The sequence below is a fragment of the Paramicrobacterium chengjingii genome (genome assembly GCF_011751765.2).
In the GTDB taxonomy this organism is placed as follows: Bacteria; Actinomycetota; Actinomycetes; order Actinomycetales; family Microbacteriaceae; genus Paramicrobacterium; species Paramicrobacterium chengjingii.
The window spans coordinates 3,295,165-3,314,944 of the sequence record NZ_CP061169.1; the positions used below are offsets into that span (position 1 = coordinate 3,295,165).

17 protein-coding genes are annotated in these 19,780 nt (G+C 57.8%); 6 read left to right on the forward strand and 11 right to left on the reverse strand.

Annotated features, from left to right (window positions below):
• Positions 1 to 11: 11 nt before the first annotated feature.
• Together HCR76_RS15890 and HCR76_RS15895 are read right to left on the reverse strand one after the other, a co-directional pair.
• Positions 12 to 1,343: an extracellular solute-binding protein gene (locus tag HCR76_RS15890; protein WP_166987035.1), complete on the reverse strand. Its 1,332-nt coding sequence runs from the start codon at positions 1,341 to 1,343 to the stop codon at positions 12 to 14.
• A 30-nt stretch (positions 1,344 to 1,373) separates the two neighbouring features.
• Positions 1,374 to 2,813, reverse strand: a complete 1,440-nt coding sequence (locus HCR76_RS15895; RefSeq protein WP_166987032.1) for a hypothetical protein — start codon at positions 2,811 to 2,813, stop codon at positions 1,374 to 1,376.
• Positions 2,814 to 3,078: 265 nt separating this feature from the next.
• Between HCR76_RS15895 and HCR76_RS15900 the strand changes: the two genes are divergently transcribed.
• Genes HCR76_RS15900 through HCR76_RS15925 form a run of 6 tightly spaced genes read left to right on the forward strand, consistent with a single transcriptional unit; the run spans position 3,079 to position 9,336 of the window.
• The gene (locus HCR76_RS15900; protein WP_166987029.1) at positions 3,079 to 4,317 is read left to right on the forward strand and encodes a CaiB/BaiF CoA transferase family protein; all 1,239 of its coding nucleotides are present in this window, start codon (positions 3,079 to 3,081) and stop codon (positions 4,315 to 4,317) included.
• Positions 4,318 to 4,319: 2 nt separating this feature from the next.
• Entirely contained in the window at positions 4,320 to 5,291 is a 972-nt protein-coding gene (locus tag HCR76_RS15905) for a MaoC family dehydratase (RefSeq protein WP_166987026.1), read from the forward strand.
• 14 nt (positions 5,292 to 5,305) lie between these two features.
• Positions 5,306 to 6,244 (forward strand): dihydrodipicolinate synthase family protein, encoded by a 939-nt coding sequence (locus HCR76_RS15910; protein WP_166987023.1) that lies wholly within the window; start codon positions 5,306 to 5,308, stop codon positions 6,242 to 6,244.
• Between the two features lie 35 nt (positions 6,245 to 6,279).
• Positions 6,280 to 7,557, forward strand: coding sequence for an ABC transporter substrate-binding protein (locus HCR76_RS15915; protein WP_166987020.1), 1,278 nt, complete (start codon positions 6,280 to 6,282; stop codon positions 7,555 to 7,557).
• Positions 7,544 to 8,503 carry a carbohydrate ABC transporter permease gene (locus HCR76_RS15920; RefSeq protein ID WP_166987017.1) on the forward strand — a complete coding sequence of 320 codons (960 nt, stop codon included), beginning with the start codon at positions 7,544 to 7,546 and terminating at the stop codon, positions 8,501 to 8,503. The genes HCR76_RS15915 and HCR76_RS15920 overlap by 14 nt, the downstream gene beginning before the upstream one ends.
• Positions 8,500 to 9,336, forward strand: coding sequence for a carbohydrate ABC transporter permease (locus tag HCR76_RS15925; RefSeq protein ID WP_166987015.1), 837 nt, complete (start codon positions 8,500 to 8,502; stop codon positions 9,334 to 9,336). Before HCR76_RS15920 ends, HCR76_RS15925 begins: the two co-directional genes overlap by 4 nt.
• A 106-nt stretch (positions 9,337 to 9,442) precedes the next feature.
• Here the strand turns inward: HCR76_RS15925 and HCR76_RS15930 are convergent, their stop codons facing one another.
• The 9 genes from HCR76_RS15930 to HCR76_RS15970 form a co-directional block, all read right to left on the reverse strand.
• A complete protein-coding gene (locus HCR76_RS15930; RefSeq protein ID WP_166987012.1) occupies positions 9,443 to 10,771 on the reverse strand; it encodes an exonuclease domain-containing protein in 1,329 nt (442 codons plus the stop codon).
• 222 nt (positions 10,772 to 10,993) lie between these two features.
• Positions 10,994 to 12,748 carry a DUF2075 domain-containing protein gene (locus tag HCR76_RS15935; RefSeq protein ID WP_166987009.1) on the reverse strand — a complete coding sequence of 585 codons (1,755 nt, stop codon included), beginning with the start codon at positions 12,746 to 12,748 and terminating at the stop codon, positions 10,994 to 10,996.
• On the reverse strand, positions 12,735 to 13,037 hold the full coding sequence (locus tag HCR76_RS15940) for a nucleotide pyrophosphohydrolase (protein WP_198248228.1): 303 nt from the start codon (positions 13,035 to 13,037) through the stop codon (positions 12,735 to 12,737). Before HCR76_RS15940 ends, HCR76_RS15935 begins: the two co-directional genes overlap by 14 nt.
• A 220-nt stretch (positions 13,038 to 13,257) precedes the next feature.
• Positions 13,258 to 14,535 carry a 5-methylcytosine restriction system specificity protein McrC gene (locus tag HCR76_RS15945; RefSeq protein WP_166987003.1) on the reverse strand — a complete coding sequence of 426 codons (1,278 nt, stop codon included), beginning with the start codon at positions 14,533 to 14,535 and terminating at the stop codon, positions 13,258 to 13,260.
• The gene (locus HCR76_RS15950) at positions 14,528 to 16,009 is read right to left on the reverse strand and encodes an McrB family protein (protein WP_166987000.1); all 1,482 of its coding nucleotides are present in this window, start codon (positions 16,007 to 16,009) and stop codon (positions 14,528 to 14,530) included. Before HCR76_RS15950 ends, HCR76_RS15945 begins: the two co-directional genes overlap by 8 nt.
• A gap of 137 nt (positions 16,010 to 16,146) precedes the next feature.
• The gene (locus tag HCR76_RS15955) at positions 16,147 to 16,446 is read right to left on the reverse strand and encodes an MDR/zinc-dependent alcohol dehydrogenase-like family protein (RefSeq protein WP_166986997.1); all 300 of its coding nucleotides are present in this window, start codon (positions 16,444 to 16,446) and stop codon (positions 16,147 to 16,149) included.
• Positions 16,447 to 16,682: 236 nt separating this feature from the next.
• Positions 16,683 to 17,480 (reverse strand): SDR family NAD(P)-dependent oxidoreductase, encoded by a 798-nt coding sequence (locus HCR76_RS15960; protein ID WP_166986994.1) that lies wholly within the window; start codon positions 17,478 to 17,480, stop codon positions 16,683 to 16,685.
• Positions 17,471 to 18,283 carry an IclR family transcriptional regulator gene (locus tag HCR76_RS15965; protein WP_166986991.1) on the reverse strand — a complete coding sequence of 271 codons (813 nt, stop codon included), beginning with the start codon at positions 18,281 to 18,283 and terminating at the stop codon, positions 17,471 to 17,473. The genes HCR76_RS15960 and HCR76_RS15965 overlap by 10 nt, the downstream gene beginning before the upstream one ends.
• Positions 18,284 to 18,289: 6 nt before the next feature.
• Positions 18,290 to 19,648 carry an MFS transporter gene (locus tag HCR76_RS15970; protein ID WP_166986988.1) on the reverse strand — a complete coding sequence of 453 codons (1,359 nt, stop codon included), beginning with the start codon at positions 19,646 to 19,648 and terminating at the stop codon, positions 18,290 to 18,292.
• Positions 19,649 to 19,780: the final 132 nt, after the last annotated feature.

Consider the following 19,780-nt stretch of genomic DNA (forward strand, 5'->3'; position numbering starts at 1 on the left):
ACGGCGGCTCGCTACTTCTCTGCCAATTCGGACATGGCCTCTTGCGCTGCTTTGAGAGCTGCATCAATCGACTCGTTGCCAACCCACCCGGCACTCAGTGCATTGCCGAGAGCGACGAAGCCCTGATACTGCGTTGCCTTGTTGAACCGCTCCTCGACGTAGCCGTATTTGTCAACGTCTTCGGCGAGATGCCCGAGTACTTGGTTGTTCTCAGCCTGCTTAGTCAGAACGTCAGCGACTGATGGAATGCCGCCGGCCTCCGCGTATGATTGCTGTGCGCCCTCTGTGCCCAGGTAGGAAAGCCACTTATTCGCAGCATCCTTTTTTTCACTGAACTTGTTCAGCCCTGCCGCAAGAAAATGCACGTGCGCCTTCTGACCAGGAACAGGTGCGAGAGCAAGCTTGCCCGCTGTCTTGGGAGACTGCTCGGGGTCGTTCAACGTCTCGTAGCCGGCGGCCCACTGCTGCATGAGAGCGATCGACCCCGACTGCATCGATGCTTGTAGCTCGTTGAAGTCACCCTGCACAGAACCTGGTGGTACGAGCTTGTTGTCATATGCCGTCTGGTAGATCTCCATGGCCTTCTCAGCAGCGTGAGAATCGAGAACCGCGTCAGAACCGTCAAGCCATTGTCCACCGCTGCCCCACAGCACGTTGTCCCAGAACATCGCGTTGAACGGCGTATTCTTCCCCGCGAGCGCGGTGCCGAACTCCGTCGGAGAGTCGGGATTGAGCGTCTGTGTGAAGTACGCCGCGGTTGCGTTGTAATCGTCCCAGGTCCACTCGTTCGGGTCCTTGGGCTCAAGGCGCTCTCCGACAACCTTTTCGCTGATGTCGCCGAAAGTGTCCCATGCCGACTCATCATCAAGCAGCGCCGAGACGAGGTCTTCGCGGTACATCAGATAGTGCATTGATACATCTAGCGGAAGACCGTACACGTTGTCATCAATGGTGAGCGCGTCGACTGCTTTGGGCATGAACGCGTCAAGGTTCACGTCATTGAGCGGTTCGAGATAGGCGGCATGCTGCTCAAGGATGTAACTTGCCGTCCAGTAGACGTCGAACTCCGATGACTTCGTCGCCATCTCAGTGGCTTCCTTATTGAAGGTGTCTTCACGGCCGAGCAGAACGGTCTTCACCTGGACCTTGTCTTTCTTGCCCTGACCCTCGTTGTATTCTTTGGCGACGGCTTCCATGGCGTCGCCCTCAGGGCCGGGCCAGACGACCGCCATGATCGTCTCGGACCCGTCTGCGTTGCCGGAGTCTCCACCGCTGCACGCACTCAGTCCGAGTGCGGCGACGGCGAGTGCCGCAATGGCGACCCGCTTTCGTGGTGTGTTCATAGACAGAACGCTTCCTTTCGACTTACTGAATTAGGCGAGGCTCTGAAGGAGCTCGGTTGCTGATTGCACGAGGCGACGTTCCCAGTCAGAGGTGGGACCGCTTGCTCGCAAATAGTTTTGGTGCGAGTTGACCTCGTACCCTCCGTCGTGGAATGCGGCTTCCGTCGGGATGTAGAAGAACACCCCGTTCGAGTAGGCGCTCACGATGGTGTTCGGGAATGGAGAGGCCTTCTTGATGGCAAGTCCAATCTCGGTGAACAACTCCCCCGGAATCGCGATGATCGCGCTGTCACCGAGGCGGATGGCTTGAAGTTCGACGTCGAGTGAGTTTGGTCCCCCGCGCTCTGCCGCTTCGAGCTGGATCCGTGACCAGGCAAGACGACGGCTTGCGATCAATCGCTGAGAGAGGGCAGCGTCGTCGGGCACCGCGTCACGCTCGCGTGATCGCGTCTCAACGAGCTCGCGAGCCTCCCCCGCACTCGGCAAGGGCCGCGTAGGCAAATCAAGCACGACGCGAGAGGATGTCAGCCCTATGCGGCTCGGGCGTTCGCGCTCGCGGTAATGCCAATTCGTCGTAATGCTGTTCGTCGAGATCCAGGCAACCCGCTCATCTGGCTCCCTGTGTGTATTGATGGTCTCAGACACCCGCGCGGCCTCGGCACCGAGCCGGTGTCCCAGTCGATTTGCTACATCGACGCCGGCATCACCATTCACGATTCCAGTGCACGGGTAGATGTCTCCGGCCGCCCCCTGCAGAAAGAGTGATGTTGCTCCCGTTACTGCCTCAAGAGCGTCTCGGGCAGGGCCGACAAAATCGGGCGAGATGAGAGGCGACTTGGGCCCAAGAATGTCGGGGTGGCAGGCGTAGTTGAATAGGATGCTGAGCGGATCACCAGACTCGGAGTCGATTCGAACGACTCCGACTTCACGATCGGCGGGGCCTGAAGGGTTGCTGCCCAGTATCATCTGTCCGTCTTCACGGCGCTCACGCCGATTGACGTTGATGTCAGATTTACCGACCGCTGATTCGATTCGGGCAGGCTCCGCCTTGCGCTGCGCAGCGACGGCGGCCGTCACGGCAGCGATCTTGTACGTCTCGAAGAACGCTTCGACTTCGGTACGTTCCTCAGCGGTGGCGACGTAGTCGTACTCACCCCAGCTCACGGGCGAGGGTGTGGCGTGCGAGTGGCTGAATGCAACAAGAATCTGCTCGGCCGGAACATCCAGTGCTTCACCGATCGCGAGCCTGATCTGCCATGCATCGGCGGGTGGCATGAGAATCAAGTCACACGCGACGATGACAACCTCGTGCCCGCTTTCGCTTAGATAAAGCGCGCTGATCGCAAGCGGTTGATGAATGCCGCCTGAGAGCGAGTCTCGCAACGAGCCAGCGAGACGCATGCCGACGCGAGGCGTCAACGTTTCGCGGGAAACCCCGGCGACGAGATCAGAAACAGTGCTGTCCGGCATCTTTGCCCTTCACATCGAGAATGTTGTGTTTATGTTGTTTTATATGTGTTTCTAAACAATGTCAAGTTTGATGAGGCGAATTTCAGAGCCTGTTTAGTTGCCTCTTGACTTCGGTCATAAACCAATATAAAACAACATAGTACCCCATTGCATAACGCCCGTTTTCTCGAAGTTGAGACGACACGCGTCGTCACGTGAGTCGTGTTTGAGGCCACAGCCACGAACACAACACGCGGCACCCACCGTTCGAACAGCAAGGATGCTCGTGAAAGACGAACACGCACATGTCACGAATCGAATCCCCTGGGATCCAAAAGCAACAGGAGTCCTGACCGGCATCAAGGTCCTTGATCTGTCGAGATTTATCGCAGGTCCCTTGTGTGCGCAGCATCTCGCCGATCTGGGCGCGGATGTGATCAAAGTCGAGGGCCTCAACGGGGAGGATTCTCGACAGAACGATCCGCGCGTCAACGGCGAAAGCCTGTACACCGCACTCTTCAACCGCAACAAGCGTGCGCTCACACTCAACACCAGAACGGAGAAGGGCCGAAGCATCCTCACCGAACTCGTCGAGTGGGCCGACGTGCTCGTCGAAAACTTCAGACCGGGCACGCTTGCAAAAATGGGTCTCGATAAGTCGACGCTCGCGAAGCTCAATCCCGCGTTGATCATCGCCTCGATTTCCGGGTACGGTGCCGACAGCCCCTTGCACGACAAGGTACTCTTCGACTGCATTGCACAGGCGTCAACAGGACTCATGACGCTCAACAGTCAAGGCGACGGAAAGCCGTTGCTCACAAAGATCGCTTCGGCCGACGTGCTGTCCGGCGTCTACACGGCGCTCGGAGTCTTGGCCGCACTACGCCACCGTGATCTCACCGGAGAAGGCCAGACGATCGATTTGTCTGTCTACGACTCGCTGTTCTCCGCAACCGGAACACCCGTTCCCGCGTATGTGTCTAACGGGACTGTACCGCCGCTCAACGGCAACCGGGACGACTTCAACGCCCCGGCCAACGTCTTTCGCACGGAAGACGGGTACGTCTACCTCCACGCAGGAACACAAGCGTTCTGGAAGCGGTTCTGTGAAGACATCGTCGGTCGGCCGTGCCTCGTCGACCACCCCGATTTCGCCACGGTCGATGCACGCATGCGCAACCGCGTGGGCGCCGAGCGAATCGTTGAGCAATACACAGAACAGCACGTAAGCGCTGATGTCGAGAAGGAATTCGCCGAGTGCGGAATCCCGTGCGCAGCAGTACTCGACATTCCAGAGGTCGCGGCAAGCGCGCAGCCGTGGGCACGCAACATGCTTTTTCACACCACAGATGCCTCGGGTGAGGAGCTCGTGCTCATCGGCAATCCCGTCAAACTCTCGAATTCTCCGGTGAGCATGCGCCTCGCGCCGCCGCGGCTCGGAGAGCACACCGACTCGATCATGATCCACGTGCTCGACAAGACCCCTGCAGATGTTATTGCGCTGCATGAAGAAGGAGTGATTTAACAGTGCCCGAAGCAGCAACCGCGACACTCGCACGGTGGTCGGGAACCAAGGTAGCAACGTTCGAGAACATTGCGACGTTCGAGGAGCTCGGTCCGATGGAGGTGGAGGTCACTGAGGAGCTCATGAAGGCCTACGCCTTCAGCATGGATGACTACCGTGCGTGGCATTTCGGCCCGTCGCCGTTTGGCCCGCCCATCGGCCATGCCGCGATCGTGGGCAATGATCTGCTGAACGTGAAATACGGCGTATACGACCGCATGACCGTCGTCGGTCTGCATACCGACGAAGAGCTCATCTTTCATGCTCCGATACCTCTAGGCGAGACGGTGACGATCACAGGTCGCTATGTCGTCAAAGACATTCTTCGCGGCAAGGGTCACGCGGTTATGGAAGCTGAGGCAAGGGATGCCTCGGGCAAGCTTCTGGTGCAGCATAGAAACTCCGAGCTCACCCGTGTGGATCCCGGCGAGACGACAGCGAGCGCGGGCACGGCACAACCGTCCCGTCGGGTCGTCCCCGACGCGCTTTCCGCCGACCCAGTGGAAACCGTGCGTCCAGGACTGCGTGCCGAAACGCCGATCAAAGGCAAGACGACCCGCCTCACACAAGCACAAATGTCGGTGTTCTCGTACATCGGCGAGTACGAACGCAACTTCCACAATGATCGGGAGTTTGCTAACGAGAACGGCTTGGAGAGAACGATCGCTCAGGGACAGCAGAGCGCAGGATTCTTCTCCGACATCTGCACAGGCTTCTTCGGTGCCCCGTGGTTCACGTCCGGCCGAGTTAAGGCGAAGTTCCTGCTCCCCGTTTTCCCCGATTCAGTGCTGCGCATCAAAGGAAAAGTCGTCGGCCAAGAAGCTGCCCGCGGCGGTCTGCGCACTCACGTCGATATGTGGATACGAGATCAAGACGATCGGCTCGTGTCCGTCGGGTGGGCATCGGCCGTGACCCCAGATTCAACTTTCAACTGAGAGGACATCGTATCGTGACCCCCGAAAAGCTCAAGGAGCAACTCAACGGCATCACCGGCATCAGCATCACTCCATTCGATGCTGATGGTGCATTCGACCCGAATGAGTACGAACGCAACCTGCGTTACATCGTCGATGGAGGCTTGAACGCAAGCAATGCTGTGCTCGTCGTCGCCGGCAGCACTGGTGAATGCGGCGCCATGAGCACGGATGATCGCAAAAGAGTAGTGGAAACGGCGATGTCGACGGTCGGCAGTGAGCTTCCCATCATCGCGGGGTGCAACAGCACAAATGTGCACGAGTCGATCGAGTTGGCGCGCCACGCAGAGGGGCTCGGAGCCGCGGGAATCATGGCGCTGGCTCCCTACTATTACCCCGCAAAGGATGCTCGTAGCATCGTCGGTTTCTACTCGACTCTGTCGAAGGGCACCGACCTCGGCATCCTCATATACAACAACATCGAGGTCATGGGCATCGATATGTCGGTCGAGGTGATCAAGCGTCTGAGCGAACTGCCCAACGTCGTTGGCATCAAGGAGTGCACTCCCGCATTCTTCAAGATGTCACGAGTCGTCGAAACTGTCGGTTCAACGATCTCGGTGGTCAACGGGCATGGCGAGTTTCTCGAACCATACGCGGCGCTCGCGGGTACGGCCGGCTTCATCTCAAGCATCGCCAACTTCGCTCCGAAAAAGACAGTGGAGATATGGGAAGCCCGTTCCCGCGGAGATTACGCGACTGCCCGTTCCGTGCGCGACTCCCTCCTTCCCTACATGGACCTCGCCGCACAATTCTCGAGCACAGGCGGCGAATACAAGGTGATCTCGCTCCTCAAGCACGCCGCTGACCTTGTCGGCGCCCATGGTGGGTACCCGCGCACTCCCTCACCCCTGCTGTCCGCTGAAGAGAAGCGAGAGATCGCTACCGTCTTCGAGCGCATTGGCCTCATCTAACCCTGCTGCACCGCCCCATCTCAAAGGAGAGAACATTGAAAAGAACACCATTTGCGCGACGCACGGTCGCTGCTCTGGCCGCCGTCGCCGCATCAGCACTCGTGCTTTCCGGCTGCTCAGGAGGAGGGTCGGGCTCCGGTGATGAAAAGGTCACTCTGACTTTCATGCGCACGGGTACGCCCGAGCAGCTTCGTCCTCTCTTCGAACCGATGATCGAGGAGTTCGAGCAGCAGAACCCGAACATCACAATCGATATGCAAGACCTCGGCTGGGCCGACGCCACGTCAAGCATCGGGGTGATGGCAGGTTCGAAGACGCTCCCCGACGTCATGTATCACTTGCCCGGCCAGGTATTCGAACTCGCTGAGCAGGGACTTGTGCTCGACGTAGCCGATCGCATGAGCGATGAACTACGTGACGACATCTACCCCGTGCTGCTGGAGTCCGGCCAATATCAGGGCAAACAGTATCTGGTGCCGAGCGCTGCAACCCCTCTCCTGCTCTGGTATAGCGTCGACCTATTCGAGAAGGCCGGTCTTGACCCGGACAACCCGCCGAGCACGTGGGAGGAATACCTCGACGCGGCAGCGGCCATCGAGAAGGCAACAGGTGTTCCGGGAAGCGGCATGTACAGCAAGCCTGCCGGTGGTGAGACCTCGTTCATGTTCGAGTCGCTGTACGCCTCCGAGGTCGGCGGGCCAAGCTGGGACGCCAATGCGCAGAAATATACATATGACGAACCAGCCAATGCTGATGCGGCGGCGAACGCGCTGCAGTTCATGAAAGACATGACTCAGAATGCGCAGCCGAATCTCGTCGAGTATGACCGCTTCACAACTCGCACGTTGCTGCGCGATGGAAAGGTGGGCATGGCGCTCGACGGAATCAATATGGTGGGCCAGGTCAAAGACCAGGTGGATTCTGGAGACATTCGCGTAGCAGCGATGCCGGCCGGGGCATCCGGCAAATCGATCTCGGCGATCAACGTCGGTGGATGGTTCATTCCCAGTTCGAGCGAGCACCCAGACGAAGCGTGGAAGTTCTTGGAATTTTTGATGAGCACCGAAAACCAGACGGTCCATTCGTCATACGGTTCTGTCCCCGTGTTGAAATCCGAATCTGCACAGTACGAGGGCCAGTACTGGGACGTGCTGACCGAGTCACTCCTTTCAGGCGTTCCAGAAGGTATCTCTCCGAAGACCGGTTCCTTGTGGACAACCAACGGCGAGCAGCTGCAGGCGCTCCTCACCACCAAGCAGTCCGCCAGCAAGACGTTGGAGAACATTGTTGAAGAACACAGTGCTGAATACTGATAACGAGAGCGCAACCCGCACGATCACGACACAGAGAACTAATCCGAACCAGCGACCGCTCCGTGTGAAGCGCGCGAAAAGCCTCACCAAGAGTCGCGTCGAACCGTACATCTTCATTCTGCCGACGGTGGCGCTGTTTGCGGTCGTCCTGATCATTCCAATTGCGAACCTAACGCTGTATTCTCTCGGCGATTCAAACCTCTTTCAGGGGTTCACCGGGTGGAATAACTTCGAGAACTTCTCATACCTCGCGTCGGCGAAGTTCTTGCAGACGGTTCTCGTCACGGTGATCTGGCTCGTGGGCGGTGTCGTGGGAATCGTCGTCTGCGGCCTCGCCATCGCGCTTGCTCTCAATAAGCCGATCAAGGGCCGCACCCTGTTTCGCGCGCTGGTGATTATTCCGTGGATCGTTCCCCATGCGTTTGCCGGAGCGATGTGGAGCTGGGTGCTCCAACCCCAGTTCGGAATCCTCAATCGAGTTCTGGTGACAACAGGGCTCGTTTCCGAGCCGATCAGCTTTCTCGATGCCGACAGCGCCCTGGCCACGGTCATCATCGTGCGCATTTGGCAGGGTGCTCCTTTCATGATCATCACTTTGCTCGCAGGGCTGCAGACTATCCCGAACGAGATCGAAGAAGCCGCGCAGATCGACGGCGCAACCTGGTTTCAGCGTCTTCGATACATCACGCTCCCGCATCTGCGTCCCGTGTTGACGGTGTCAACGCTCATCGTGGCGGCGTGGACTCTTCAAGTGTTCGACACCGTGTACGTCATGACTAACGGCGGGCCTGCACGGTCAACTCAGATTATCGCGCTCGATATCTACAGCAAAGTGTTCATCGAGTCCGATCTGGGCAGCGGCGCGGCCATGGCACTCGTGACGCTCATTGTGGTGTCAGTAATGAGCTGGCGGGCCTTGCGCAAGGAAGGACAGGAGACGGTATGAGAACTCCAAGCCGTGAACGCACGCGCATTGCGGTGCTTGTCGGGCGCTACGCATTGATTGCCGTATGGATGCTGTTCACTTTGCTCCCGCTTTATGCGGCATTCGTAGCGTCACTGACGAAGTATGAAAATCTCGGCAAGTCATTCTTGTACCCGACTGACTGGCAATGGTCGAACTACATTGACATTTTCAGCAGGGTGCCGATTCTCGATTTTCTCAAGGCGACACTCATCTATGCCGTTGGAGCGTCGGTGGTCTGTGTCGTGCTGGCAGTGCTGGCAGCATACGCGCTGTCGCGGTTCCGTTTCCGCGGTAAGCGCGCCTTTGTCAGCGTGGTTTTTCTGACGCAGCTGGTGCCGCAGGTGATCATTGTCGTTCCCATGTTCATGATGCTGAGCGATGTAGGTCTCTACGACACTTATGCCGGTGTGATCCTCGTGATCGCAGCGACCGGCGTCGCGTTCCCGATCCTTCTGCTGCGCAGCTTCTTCGACGGGCTCCCGCTTGCTCTTGAGGAGGCGGCCGCGGTCGACGGCGCGTCACGCCTGGGCATCCTCTGGAGAATCGTGCTGCCGCTCTCAGCGCCCGGATTGGCGACCGCATTCGCGCTGTCGTTCTTCACTGGCTGGGGGCAGTATCTTTACCCCCTCGTGCTCACGCGGTCTCCCGAGCACACTCCGGTGACGGTGGGAATCGGACGTTTGATCGACAACACGACGCCGTGGGAAATGGTGATGACGGGAACAATCATCGCTGTGATTCCCGCAGTGATCGCGTACATGCTGGTGCAGAAGTTCCTCACGAACGGCCTTATGGTGGGTGCGGTGAAGTAACGAACGACCTTCATTCAGCGCAGCTCGCCCCGTCTTCCTTAGCAAAATAGGAGGCGGGGCGAGTTTCACGTAGTTGCAGAACCCGTTTTCAGCTGGGGCCGAACCGCTAAGCGGCGCGCATCAGTTCAATGAGCGTTTCTACCCCGACAACAGGAATGCCATAGTCATGTGCTTTACGTGCTTTTCCTGACAAGCTGTCCGGATCTGCTGCGACGACGAGCGACACCTTCTTCGTCACACCGGACCATGGAATGTAGCCGTGCTCAGTCAAAAGAGTTTCGTAGTACGAACGGGGCACCTCCATCTCCCCTGTGAGCACGACGAGCGCTCCGGGTTCGAGAACGATCCGCGGCGACGAGACTTTCGTCTCGGCTGCATCATCCCGGTGAACGCCAGTTAACGCCTCCTCCACCCACTCAGCCACCGGAGCGACCAGCGCGGCTCGACGAGTTTCTCCTGCGATGCCAAGCAACTCGCCTACTCGGTCAATCTGGGTGAGCTCGTCGTCTGTCAGAACGCCGTCGGCCCACGCCGCTGCGACGAGGTCATCAAAGTACTGAGCGTGCAGCATGGTCCGCGCTCGTTCGTCAAGACCGGATTCAGCTGCGAGATCATGCAACGAATCAGCCTCAGCGAGCGTGATGAACCCATCGCCGAGTGCCTGGTCAAGCTGCGCCAGGTAAGTGCGTTGACCGTCATCCGGCTCGTTGATGTCAGGAAGCAACGCCATGGCATCGTGCAAAAATGAGCGCGCCACTGAATTCTTGCGAGTACGCGACACCCAGGGTGTATCAGACGCCGGTAGCGACGGCCACTGCCAGCGCTCGGCATATTCTCGGTAGCGACCCCACACGGGGTGATTCGAATCCTGTTGCAAGTACGCTCCAAGTAGCTGGGCCGTTGCGTGCGCATCCGCCAGCGCTTCGTGTGCGTTCTCAAGAGCAATGTCATAGGCTGCACAGCAATCGGCGAGCGCGCGCCGCGACCCAGGCAGAAACAGATGTGCAAGATTCATGGTGCACAAGGCTTCGTTGTTCGCTACCGGCGACAAGGAGCGAGCATGCTGCAGTTCGGAGCGCAAGAACCGCGCTTCGAACGAGGCGTTGTGAGCGACAAGCACCCGATCCCTCAGCATCTTGACGAAGTCCCCGGCGATCTCCTCGAATGTGGGAGCTTCCATCACATCGCGCCCGCGCAACCCGTGAATATGCACAGGACCGAGATCCCGATGCGGGTTGAGCACAGTTTCATACCTACCCTCAATGGCGCCATTGGGATCAACGTGAACAACAGCGACTTCGATGACGCGATGATGATACTCGGGCGAGAGCCCTGTGGTTTCAAAGTCAATGACCGAGTACCCGCTAAATGTCATGTTTATGTTGCCTTCCGTGAGCGCTTCGTCCATCGTTCCAGCGATTCCGGATGCTGTCATGACCCCTTTCGGAGGGCACGATGCCGATTTCGACCTACCGCCTCAAGTTCATGCAGGTGCTAAGCACAACGCCAAGTTCACGATTCGACTGATCCCCCGGCGGATACTTCAAAACACTTCTCGTTGCGAGTATTGCTCCAAGAAACTCGCCCTGGAGCGAAGCCACAATTCTCGAGCACCATTACAAGTCCAGAATCGCTCATTCGGCAGACGCCTGTTCTGTTATGAGACTGTTGGGATGAATGCACGGAAGTATTCGCGAAGCGGCTCGTCACAGACGTAGACGAAGGTCCCACGGATGCCGCGCGTTAGCAACACCGCGTAGATGTTCTTCACGTACCGCTCGATGTCGGCATCCGTATAGGAGATTCCACGCTTGGGGTTGTTCTCGAGACCCTTCTTATCGAAGTAGTGAGTTCGATCAAACCGTATTTTGCCATTTTCGGCGTCGAAGCGCAGGTCAGGACCGATGATAACGCCCGCGTAGTTGAGGTCATATCCCTGCACTGTATGAATCGAGCCAACCTCCTCTAGAGCCGCCGGTGAATTAATCCAATCTGTGTCTGCCGAGTTCCAGCGCCAGTAGCGATCTTCAATTTCGATATCGTAAGGTCTCTTGGCGAGAGGGATACGTTTCATCCCCTTCTTTTTCGGATCAGACTTCCATTTCCATGCATAACCGGCAACGAGCCTTGCAAGCCCAAACTCTTGGTTGCGCTTGCGAATCATCGTCTCCATTGCGCCGACCTCGTCGATCAAAAGGAACTCGTACTCCCCGAGCTCCGGTAACGGAGCCGGCGCCCCTGCCAGCATGCCTCTCACGAAGCGTACGTATTCCTCGCCAGCCTTCACCCGCATCTGTGTCTGCAACGGGAAGAAGTGATGGCTGGCCTTCGCCTCTCCGACAACTTCGCCGATCACTTCCGGCGGAAGATCTGCGGGGCGCACGCTCTGTTCAGCATCCATCAGGAGGATGCTGTGCTTGCTCTGTTTGCGAATCCAGTCCAGTTGAGTAGTCTCCAGTGAGTCTGAGCCGAAGAGACGCTCGTTGATCTCCTCGAAACTCTTATTGAGCATGCCCGACGCCTGATTCGCGCGGTGGTTCAAACGATGCGCCTCATCGACAATGAGAACGTCGTATGGTTCGGAGGCCTTTCCCACGTCGAATGCAGTGAGCACCATCGAGCGGTCAAGACCGGGAGCGCGATCGAACACGCGGCCAATCGACGATCGGAGCGACTGCTGTGGAATGACCATTCCCACTCGAAGTCCCTCGAGCGCCTCCGGATAGCCTCCTGCGAAGAAGTCCGAAATTGAGCTTCCTTGCTCGGCGTCGTCAATACCGCGCGCAGCTTCGATGTCTCGAAGGGTTTTCACCAGCGAGATACCAATGACGGTTTTGCCCGTACCGGGATTGCCTGAGACGACCATCGTCGTTGATTGGCTCTTTTCGAAATCGTCGAATAGAGCTTCCAGAATGTCGTGAACCGCGCGCTCCTGATCAGGGACGAGCGATTTGAAGGGCGAGAGCTTGAAGAAGTCGCTGTTCTCAATAGCTTCGAGCGACTGTCGAAATAGGCCTCGACTGCGGAGCACTTCAAAAATCTCACGGAATCGCGGCTGAAAAGCCTGACGGCCCGCATATTGTTCGTTGCGGTGCCCATCATTCGCATTGATGACCGTGTATTCGCCATCGGAGTAGAACCATTGAATGAGCAGCGACTCTAGATCGTAACAGGCAGACCGGTGAAAAGTGTCGTCGAGGAGAATTCGCGCGACATCGAGGTGCTTCTTTTTCGGGTCTCTGGTGTGCTGAGCCATCCGGAGAAGGGCACTGCCAGTTTCGCCGACGTATACATCCTTGCGGTTGTTGATTGCATATACCGCAGGCCAGTTAGTCAATCGTCCCGTGGGGTCGGGATAGTCTCGGATGCTGTCAGCGTCGAAAGGAATCTTCTCGATCTCAAAGCTGGTCATACTTGGCACTCCGCCCACGAGCAGCCTCGACAGGGTACTTCGCTCGAGTTATCTCAAGCTTCTCGAGCACTATTTCGTCCGGATCCACACCCAGCCGATCGGCAAGCTCGTAGCAGTAGGTCAAGACATCAGCGAGCTCAAGGCGCACTCGATCGGTGTCGAATTCTGGAGACCATTGGAACTCCTCAAGAAGCTCCGCCGACTCAATGGCGATCGACTTCGCGAGGTTCTCTGGCGAATGAAACTGCGCCCATTCTCGCTCGGCGATGAATGCGCGCAACGCGGACATCACTGTTTCGCTGGTCACATTGCCTAGCTTAGTTGTTCGACTGTTGGCCGCCTCTGTTCATGACTCTTAAGCCAACAACTTCACGATAGAATCGCTCGTACTCACGCTCCCAGCCCTCATCACTGAACCATCGATAGAGTGACAAAATGGGCGCTCATGGGCGCCCACATGGGTGGAAGCGACCCGGGGTGGGGAGAATCGGTGAGCGAAAGGGGGAGTTTCAGTAAGCACCGTCAATGATTCGATTGGGCGTTTCCGAATCACTACTCGTCGACGCTCCAATTGTTTTCAGCATTAGCTGTTCACAGTCCGCAGCCAATTTAAGCAATGCTCGTTCAGGAGTTGATTCAGGGAAAATTTCCCAGGACAAAGCATGAACATTCACGTTGCCGACAGGCACGACGGGCAGGGAGACTGTCGAATCGTTTTTGAAGTTCAATACCGCAGCTTGCGTAGCTCCGAAAGCCGATGCGAAGAACACCGACTGAGCCAAATCTGCCCTGTTCCAAGTTCCTGACGAAACTTTGTATTTGATATCTGCGGTGAACGGAGGCGGTTCATAGTAGAGATCTGGGTTGACTGAAAGCGATGTGGGCACCAGGACGCGCTTCTTCCTTTGAAGTTGCATCGGTGAGATGAATGAGTTCAACGCATTACGAACTCCCCGTTCGACTAGATCCGGAGTGTGTACCAAGAATGTGCGGGAATGGGCCATCCCGTCTCCTAAGTTTCGTCCCGCGCTCTTTAACACCTCAGTTGCCAGTTGAAGCGGAAGCGAATATCGAGGCGCGGCCCTTGAGCTCGCGGTTTGGAAATCTTGCCGCGAAGCAATACCGACTCCTTGGAATGAGTACATGAGTTCTCTCGCGTGGCGGCGGGTAGATTCGTAGGCCACTGCGTTCGCAGCAACTCTCTTACATGCCGAGAGTAGAACCCTGTTCTCTGCGGAATCACGATTGAATACGCTGTAGCTGCACTCAATACCTAATTTACCTGCGTAGATGTTCTTAACGGTTGATTGGACGTGAACTCGCCCTCGAACCGAAGAAAGAGTCGAGCGCCTCTCTCGATACCCTTTGTGCAACCCGTAACGAAGTAGCGAGGCAACAGCGTCGATGTACCAACGCATAACTATTGCGCCGAAGTTCTGCCCGTACTCCAAACCTACGACGTCGGCCTCGTGCCGTGGGTCCAAGCCCGTCGCCCAAGCGGCAATGTAGTTGAAATGCGGCAGCGGAATTTTGGGTATGACGATGAGTGTCAGTCCCGGGAGCCCGATAGCGCCGATTGCGTTGCGGACACAGACTTCGTAGATTGCGCCGCCCCTCGGAACTATATGCACAATTCTGCGGTTTTCGGTGTCAGAAGCTTCGTCATCCCCCCACCAAGCTTTGCGTCCCACCAGTAGCTTTGAGACATCTGCAAGTCGGTCCAATTGTTCAGACTGGAGCTCGATACGAGTCGACTCGGATTCGCGAAGGTAGACAAAGTTAGTCATTTGGCCAGAAGCGTTCAAACTTGTAATCGTCAAGCCGCTCAGGCTGGTCGAATAGAAGGTCTTCAATCAGCTGCCCCACCTGTCGCTCCCAGACTCGACGCAGTCTTGAATATGACATCTCCGGACGCATGAAGTAGCTGTGACCAACTTGGTTGTGCCGGTCCAAGTCGCTCCGAAGCATGGTGTTCAATTGTTCAAAGCCTACAAAAAGTCCTTCGCCAACTTTATTCACGTTCCCCGCAGCGTAGTGTCGCCTGAGAATTTCTACATTTGGATTCAGATCAAAAAAGTCAAATCGCCGCCTGAGCGCCTGATCGACGTGCACAATACTTCGATCAGCTGTGTTCATCGTGCCGATGATGTACAGCTTTGAGGGGAGCGAAAACGATTCGCGGTGCATGAGATGGATGCTCTGTTCCCTGTACTCAAGCAAGTACATAAGTTCCCCAAAAACTACAGGCAGGTTCGCTCGGTTCATCTCATCAATCACTAGAACGCGAGGCATCCCGTCTTCGTTGATTGCGTCAGCAAGACGCAACAGGACCCCGTCGAATGCCTTGAATTCCAGTACTCCCGCAGGAGAAGCTGTTGGGCGCAGCCCTTCGACAAACTCTTCGTACCCATAAGACGGGTGAAATTGAACCACTTCGATATATGGGTTGTCCCTGACCTCGCCCGGTTGTCCGAGTAAGTATGCTGCTAGATGCTGCGCGACAAACGTCTTACCGGTGCCAGGCGGCCCCTGCAAGATAATCTGCGGACTCTCATCGATGAGGCTCTCAATGGTTCGATAGAGTTCCTCTTCATCCCAATAGATCTTTGAACAAATCAGCGCCGCGTCACTACGATTAGCGGTAAGTTCCCCCGGTTCGATACCTAGCTCGTGTGCATTCTCTTCAAAATATGGAAGTAGCTCGAGACGCTCGAGCAACCAGGCTAGGTCCTGTTGGATGACCTCATCATCGGGTACGCCTCCGGATTCATACACAAACGCGACGAGGTTTCCGCTCTCGTAACTCGCACCAAGCCCGGAACGGTCGAGCTTGATCGTCTCTGATGCGCGCGACTGCCGACTCGAGTCATTCGTGAGGTTGGTTTGCACCAGAATCGACCGCGCCTCAGCGACGCGTGAGTCCACGTCGTCCCTGCTTAGACGAGTCACGCCTTGATTGAGGCTTAGAGAAGCTGAGTGGCCATCGGCCGCGATAAGCAAAACGACATACCAGCCTTCGGTTGTCTTTGGAGATTGCGCAGGGTTGAAAACGCGCACCCAAGGAACCTTGGCGTTGTTTCCGGCTCCGTTGCTTGCCTTAATAGCAAGAATGTCATCGCTCTCCGCAGGAAGTAGGCCTACGAACAATGCCTCCCAGCTCATGACTTTCTCACGTCGGAGTCTCATTGCTGGTGAGTCTGTCGCGGTAAAATTTACTTGTAGATCCATCACTTCTTGAATGCTGTCAGCAAGAGCTCTCAATGCAACGTCCTCTCGACAATCGCAGGCCTGGGTCGGTCAGTTCGGAGCATTGGGCCACACCGCATCCTGTAAGCGAGCATAGTAGCGGAATATCGCACATCCGGGATGCTACGCACCGTCGTTCCCTACGACAGGAGCTATATCACGAAATCTCTGGCACCCTGCCGCGCTTGTACCTTGAGCGGCTCGGGATTCGGGGTGAGGTAGATTTTCTCGCGGCCCTCGCACTGCGCGGCAAAGGCGGACTCGTAGTCGGAAAGTGAGAAGGTGCGCTCGGGGATGCTGTCGAGCGGGAGGGCCTGCAGCATCGCCACCGCACGCTCGTGCGTGTATGGAATGATGATCGAACCCACAATCGTGAGTTCCTTGTCGTAGACCTCACGCGGCGTGCGAGCGAACGTGTCGTCGGGCGCGGCCACACCGAAGACCAGGAACATGTGCCGCCCTTGCGGATGCGATTCAACAGGTCGTGCGCAATGGCGACGCGTCCGACAGCATCCACCACCGAATGAAAGCCCTGCTCCCCGCCAGCGCAGACACCTCGGGCGAGTCCAGATCGTCAGGGTGCACCGCGAGGTCAGCGCCCATCACCAGTGCCAGCTCGCGACATGACTCGGAGGTCAAGAGTCACCCGTTAGATGACGGCATCACAAAAGTGTCTGATCAGACCGAATCACAGCGTGTGCCACCCACCGTTCACCGCAATGCTTTCCCCCGTAATGTACGACGCCCGATCGCTGACGAGGAAGTCAACCGCGTCGGCGACCTCGTCTGCCGTCGCGAAGCGTTGGAGGGGCACTTGGGCCGCGAGCTCGCTGACGTTGTGTTCTGGAACCGCGGCCATCATCGGCGTCGCGACGAACCCGGGGGCAACGCCGTTGACGCGCACCCCCTTCGGAGCTAGTTCGCGAGCCAGAGATGCCGTCAGAATGCGCAGGCCCCCTTTGGACGCGGCGTAAGCCGCCGACGATGGGATGTTCGGTGGGAACGAGGCATCAACCGGCCCACCGGTGCCCATCCACGCGACGATCGACAATAGGTTCACGATCGACGCCGATCCGTCCTCCGGAAGGTGCGGATATGCTTGCTGCGCCAGCAGGAACGGAGCCTTCAGGTTCACGGCCAGAACCGCATCCCGCTCTCCCTCAGAGATGTCGAAGAATGGCTGTTTGTGCCCATCGTCCTTCGGCGAGATGCCCACGGCATTCACAATCGCACCAATCGGGGCCGTCTCTCTCGCGGCATCGACCACGGTCCGATTGGCATCAACCGTTGTGAGGTCTCCGCCGACTCCGCTATGCCCGCCGGAACCGACGGGAGGCAGAGCTGACGCAGCGCGTTCGGCTTCGGCGGCATCCGCGTCGGCGACGATCACGATGTAGCCGGCCATGGCAAGACGACGGCCGATCGCGGTGCCGATGCCACCGGCGCCACCAGTGACGATCGCGCTGCGCGGTTCCCTCAGAGGCATCCATCTTCTCCTTCGCTCATTTGCGTAATCGGTACTTCACACGACCCACCGGCTGCCTGAAGTGCGATGGCGGCCAGCTCGCGAAGGCGCTTCTCGCCTCCCCTGTGCGTAGGACACGACACCACAAGTGCGACACGGTCACGCCAGGTTCGCCCGCCGAGCAGCACCGCGATCGAGTCGACGTCACGCTCGGACTCCTGCAGCGCCATGGCCCAGCCGCGCTCACGGGTAACCGCCAATTCATCAAGCAAAACCGTGCGATCGACGATCGTGCGCGGCCCAAGTCTCGCCAGGCGCATCGGTAGAAGGCTGAGCACTTGTCCGTCGTCGAGAAGCGACAGCAGCAGCTTCCCCCCAGCCATCGCGTGAGCTGGTGCAACCATGCCAATTCGGAGGCCGATGCTCGGCGTGCGCGGCGAACGGCGCCCCTCGGTGACCATCACCCGATCACCGGCAAGAACGGCGGCATGCACGTCTTCACCGGTCTTTTCACGCACGCACTCAAGAACTGGGCGATGCGCGTATCGCTCGCTCGGGGACGTCGCGCCCGGCATTCCCATGCGCATAATCGCTGACCCCGCGACGAAGCCTCGACCCGTCGACGACGGAGAGACGTATCCACGTAATTCGAGTGTGCGCAGGGTTCGGTGCGCACGCGAGCGACCGATCCCCATGTGAGCCGCAAGCTCTCCGACCGTCGTGCGATCGCGGGTGAGCACGAGATCGAGAGCGCGCAACCCGAGGTCGAGACTAGCGATGGTGTAAGCATCGCCAGTCTCGACGCCCAGTGGATCTACGACCATTGAAAGTCAGTCGCGATGTGAGAGGAACGCGGCCAGATCACGGTGACGGTTCTTATCAGAGATGAAGATCGTCACGATGGCCGACATGATGATGACTCCCAGGTTGACTCCCATGACCAGCCAATACGAGTTCTCACCACCCAGCTGAGCGAGCCAGGCCGCGATGTACGGAGCCGGCGCGGCAAAGATGAGCGTTGCGAAGTTGAGCGAAAGTGCCGAGCCGGTGAAGCGAGTTGCGGTGGGGAACTGCTCGGCGAAGAGCGCCGGCTGTGCGCCAAATCCGAGCTGCACACCGCCAAGCGCGACAGTCGCCGCCATAATGCTCAGCACAAGCGAACCGGAGTTCACGGCGGGGAAGAACCCGAGCGACCCGACGAACATGGCAGCACAGCCGATCCACATCACCTGCTTACGTCCGATGCGGTCACTTGTCCAGCCACCGAAGACACCGCAGAAGATGGATACAAAGTTGGCGATCATCAGTGTGGTAAAGCTGTCTGCTTCAGTGAATCCACCTTGATTGGTCATGAAAGACAGCCCGTAGATGGCAATAATGTAGAACGTCTGAGCGAATGGCGCCCACTGCAGGATCATGCGGATGACTGTGAGCGGCTGCGTCTTCAGTACGGTGAGGCCGTTGACCTTCTTCTGGGTCGCAGCAGCCTCCTGCTGTACCTTGAACGCGCGCGTCTCTTCCAGCTGAATGCGAATGTAGAGACCAATCAGCGCGAGAAAGATCGCCGCAATGAACGGAAGGCGCCATCCCCAGGATTCAAACGCCTCTTGCGTGAGAGTTGCAGAGAGAACCGCAAGCAGAACATTCGCCAGCACCTGGCTAATGGGCGAACCGATATTCATAAACGAGCCAAGGATGCCGCGTCGCGACCCAACCGCATGCTCCATTGTCATGAGCTGTGCTCCCGTTGCCTCACCACCGAGCGAGAAGCCTTGGATGAAGCGCAAAAACACGAGCACTGTAGCAATGAAGATGCCCTGCCCCGTTGGCAACAGACCAATGAGCAACGATGCGATGCCCATAGCAACGAACGAGCCGAGCAGCACAGGTCGTCGGCCAAAGCGGTCGCCCAGGAATCCGCAGACCACCGCTCCGAGCGGCCGGGCGAGAAAGCCGACGAAGAACGTGGCGAACGAAGCCAGAAGTGCACCACCTTCTCCGAGTCCAGAGAAGAAAAGTGAGGGGAAGATCGTGGCTGACAGAGCGCCGTAGATGGCAAAGTCAAACCATTCGAGTGCAGAGCCTAGCGCACCGGAAGCGACGGCGCGGCGTTCTTGCCGTTTCGAGACCAGGCTCTCATTGAGCGCCTTCAGCTCTTCCGTCTCGGGCGACGTAGTTCGGTTGGACATAGTTGGCCTCCACAGGCGTAAAGGGGCGAGGCTCAGAAACTCGCCGTTGAGTCGATGCGACAATACCGGACAGCGGGAAAATATTGCAAGAGCTTCCGGTACCCGGAAAGCTCGTGTACCGCTACGCGGGAC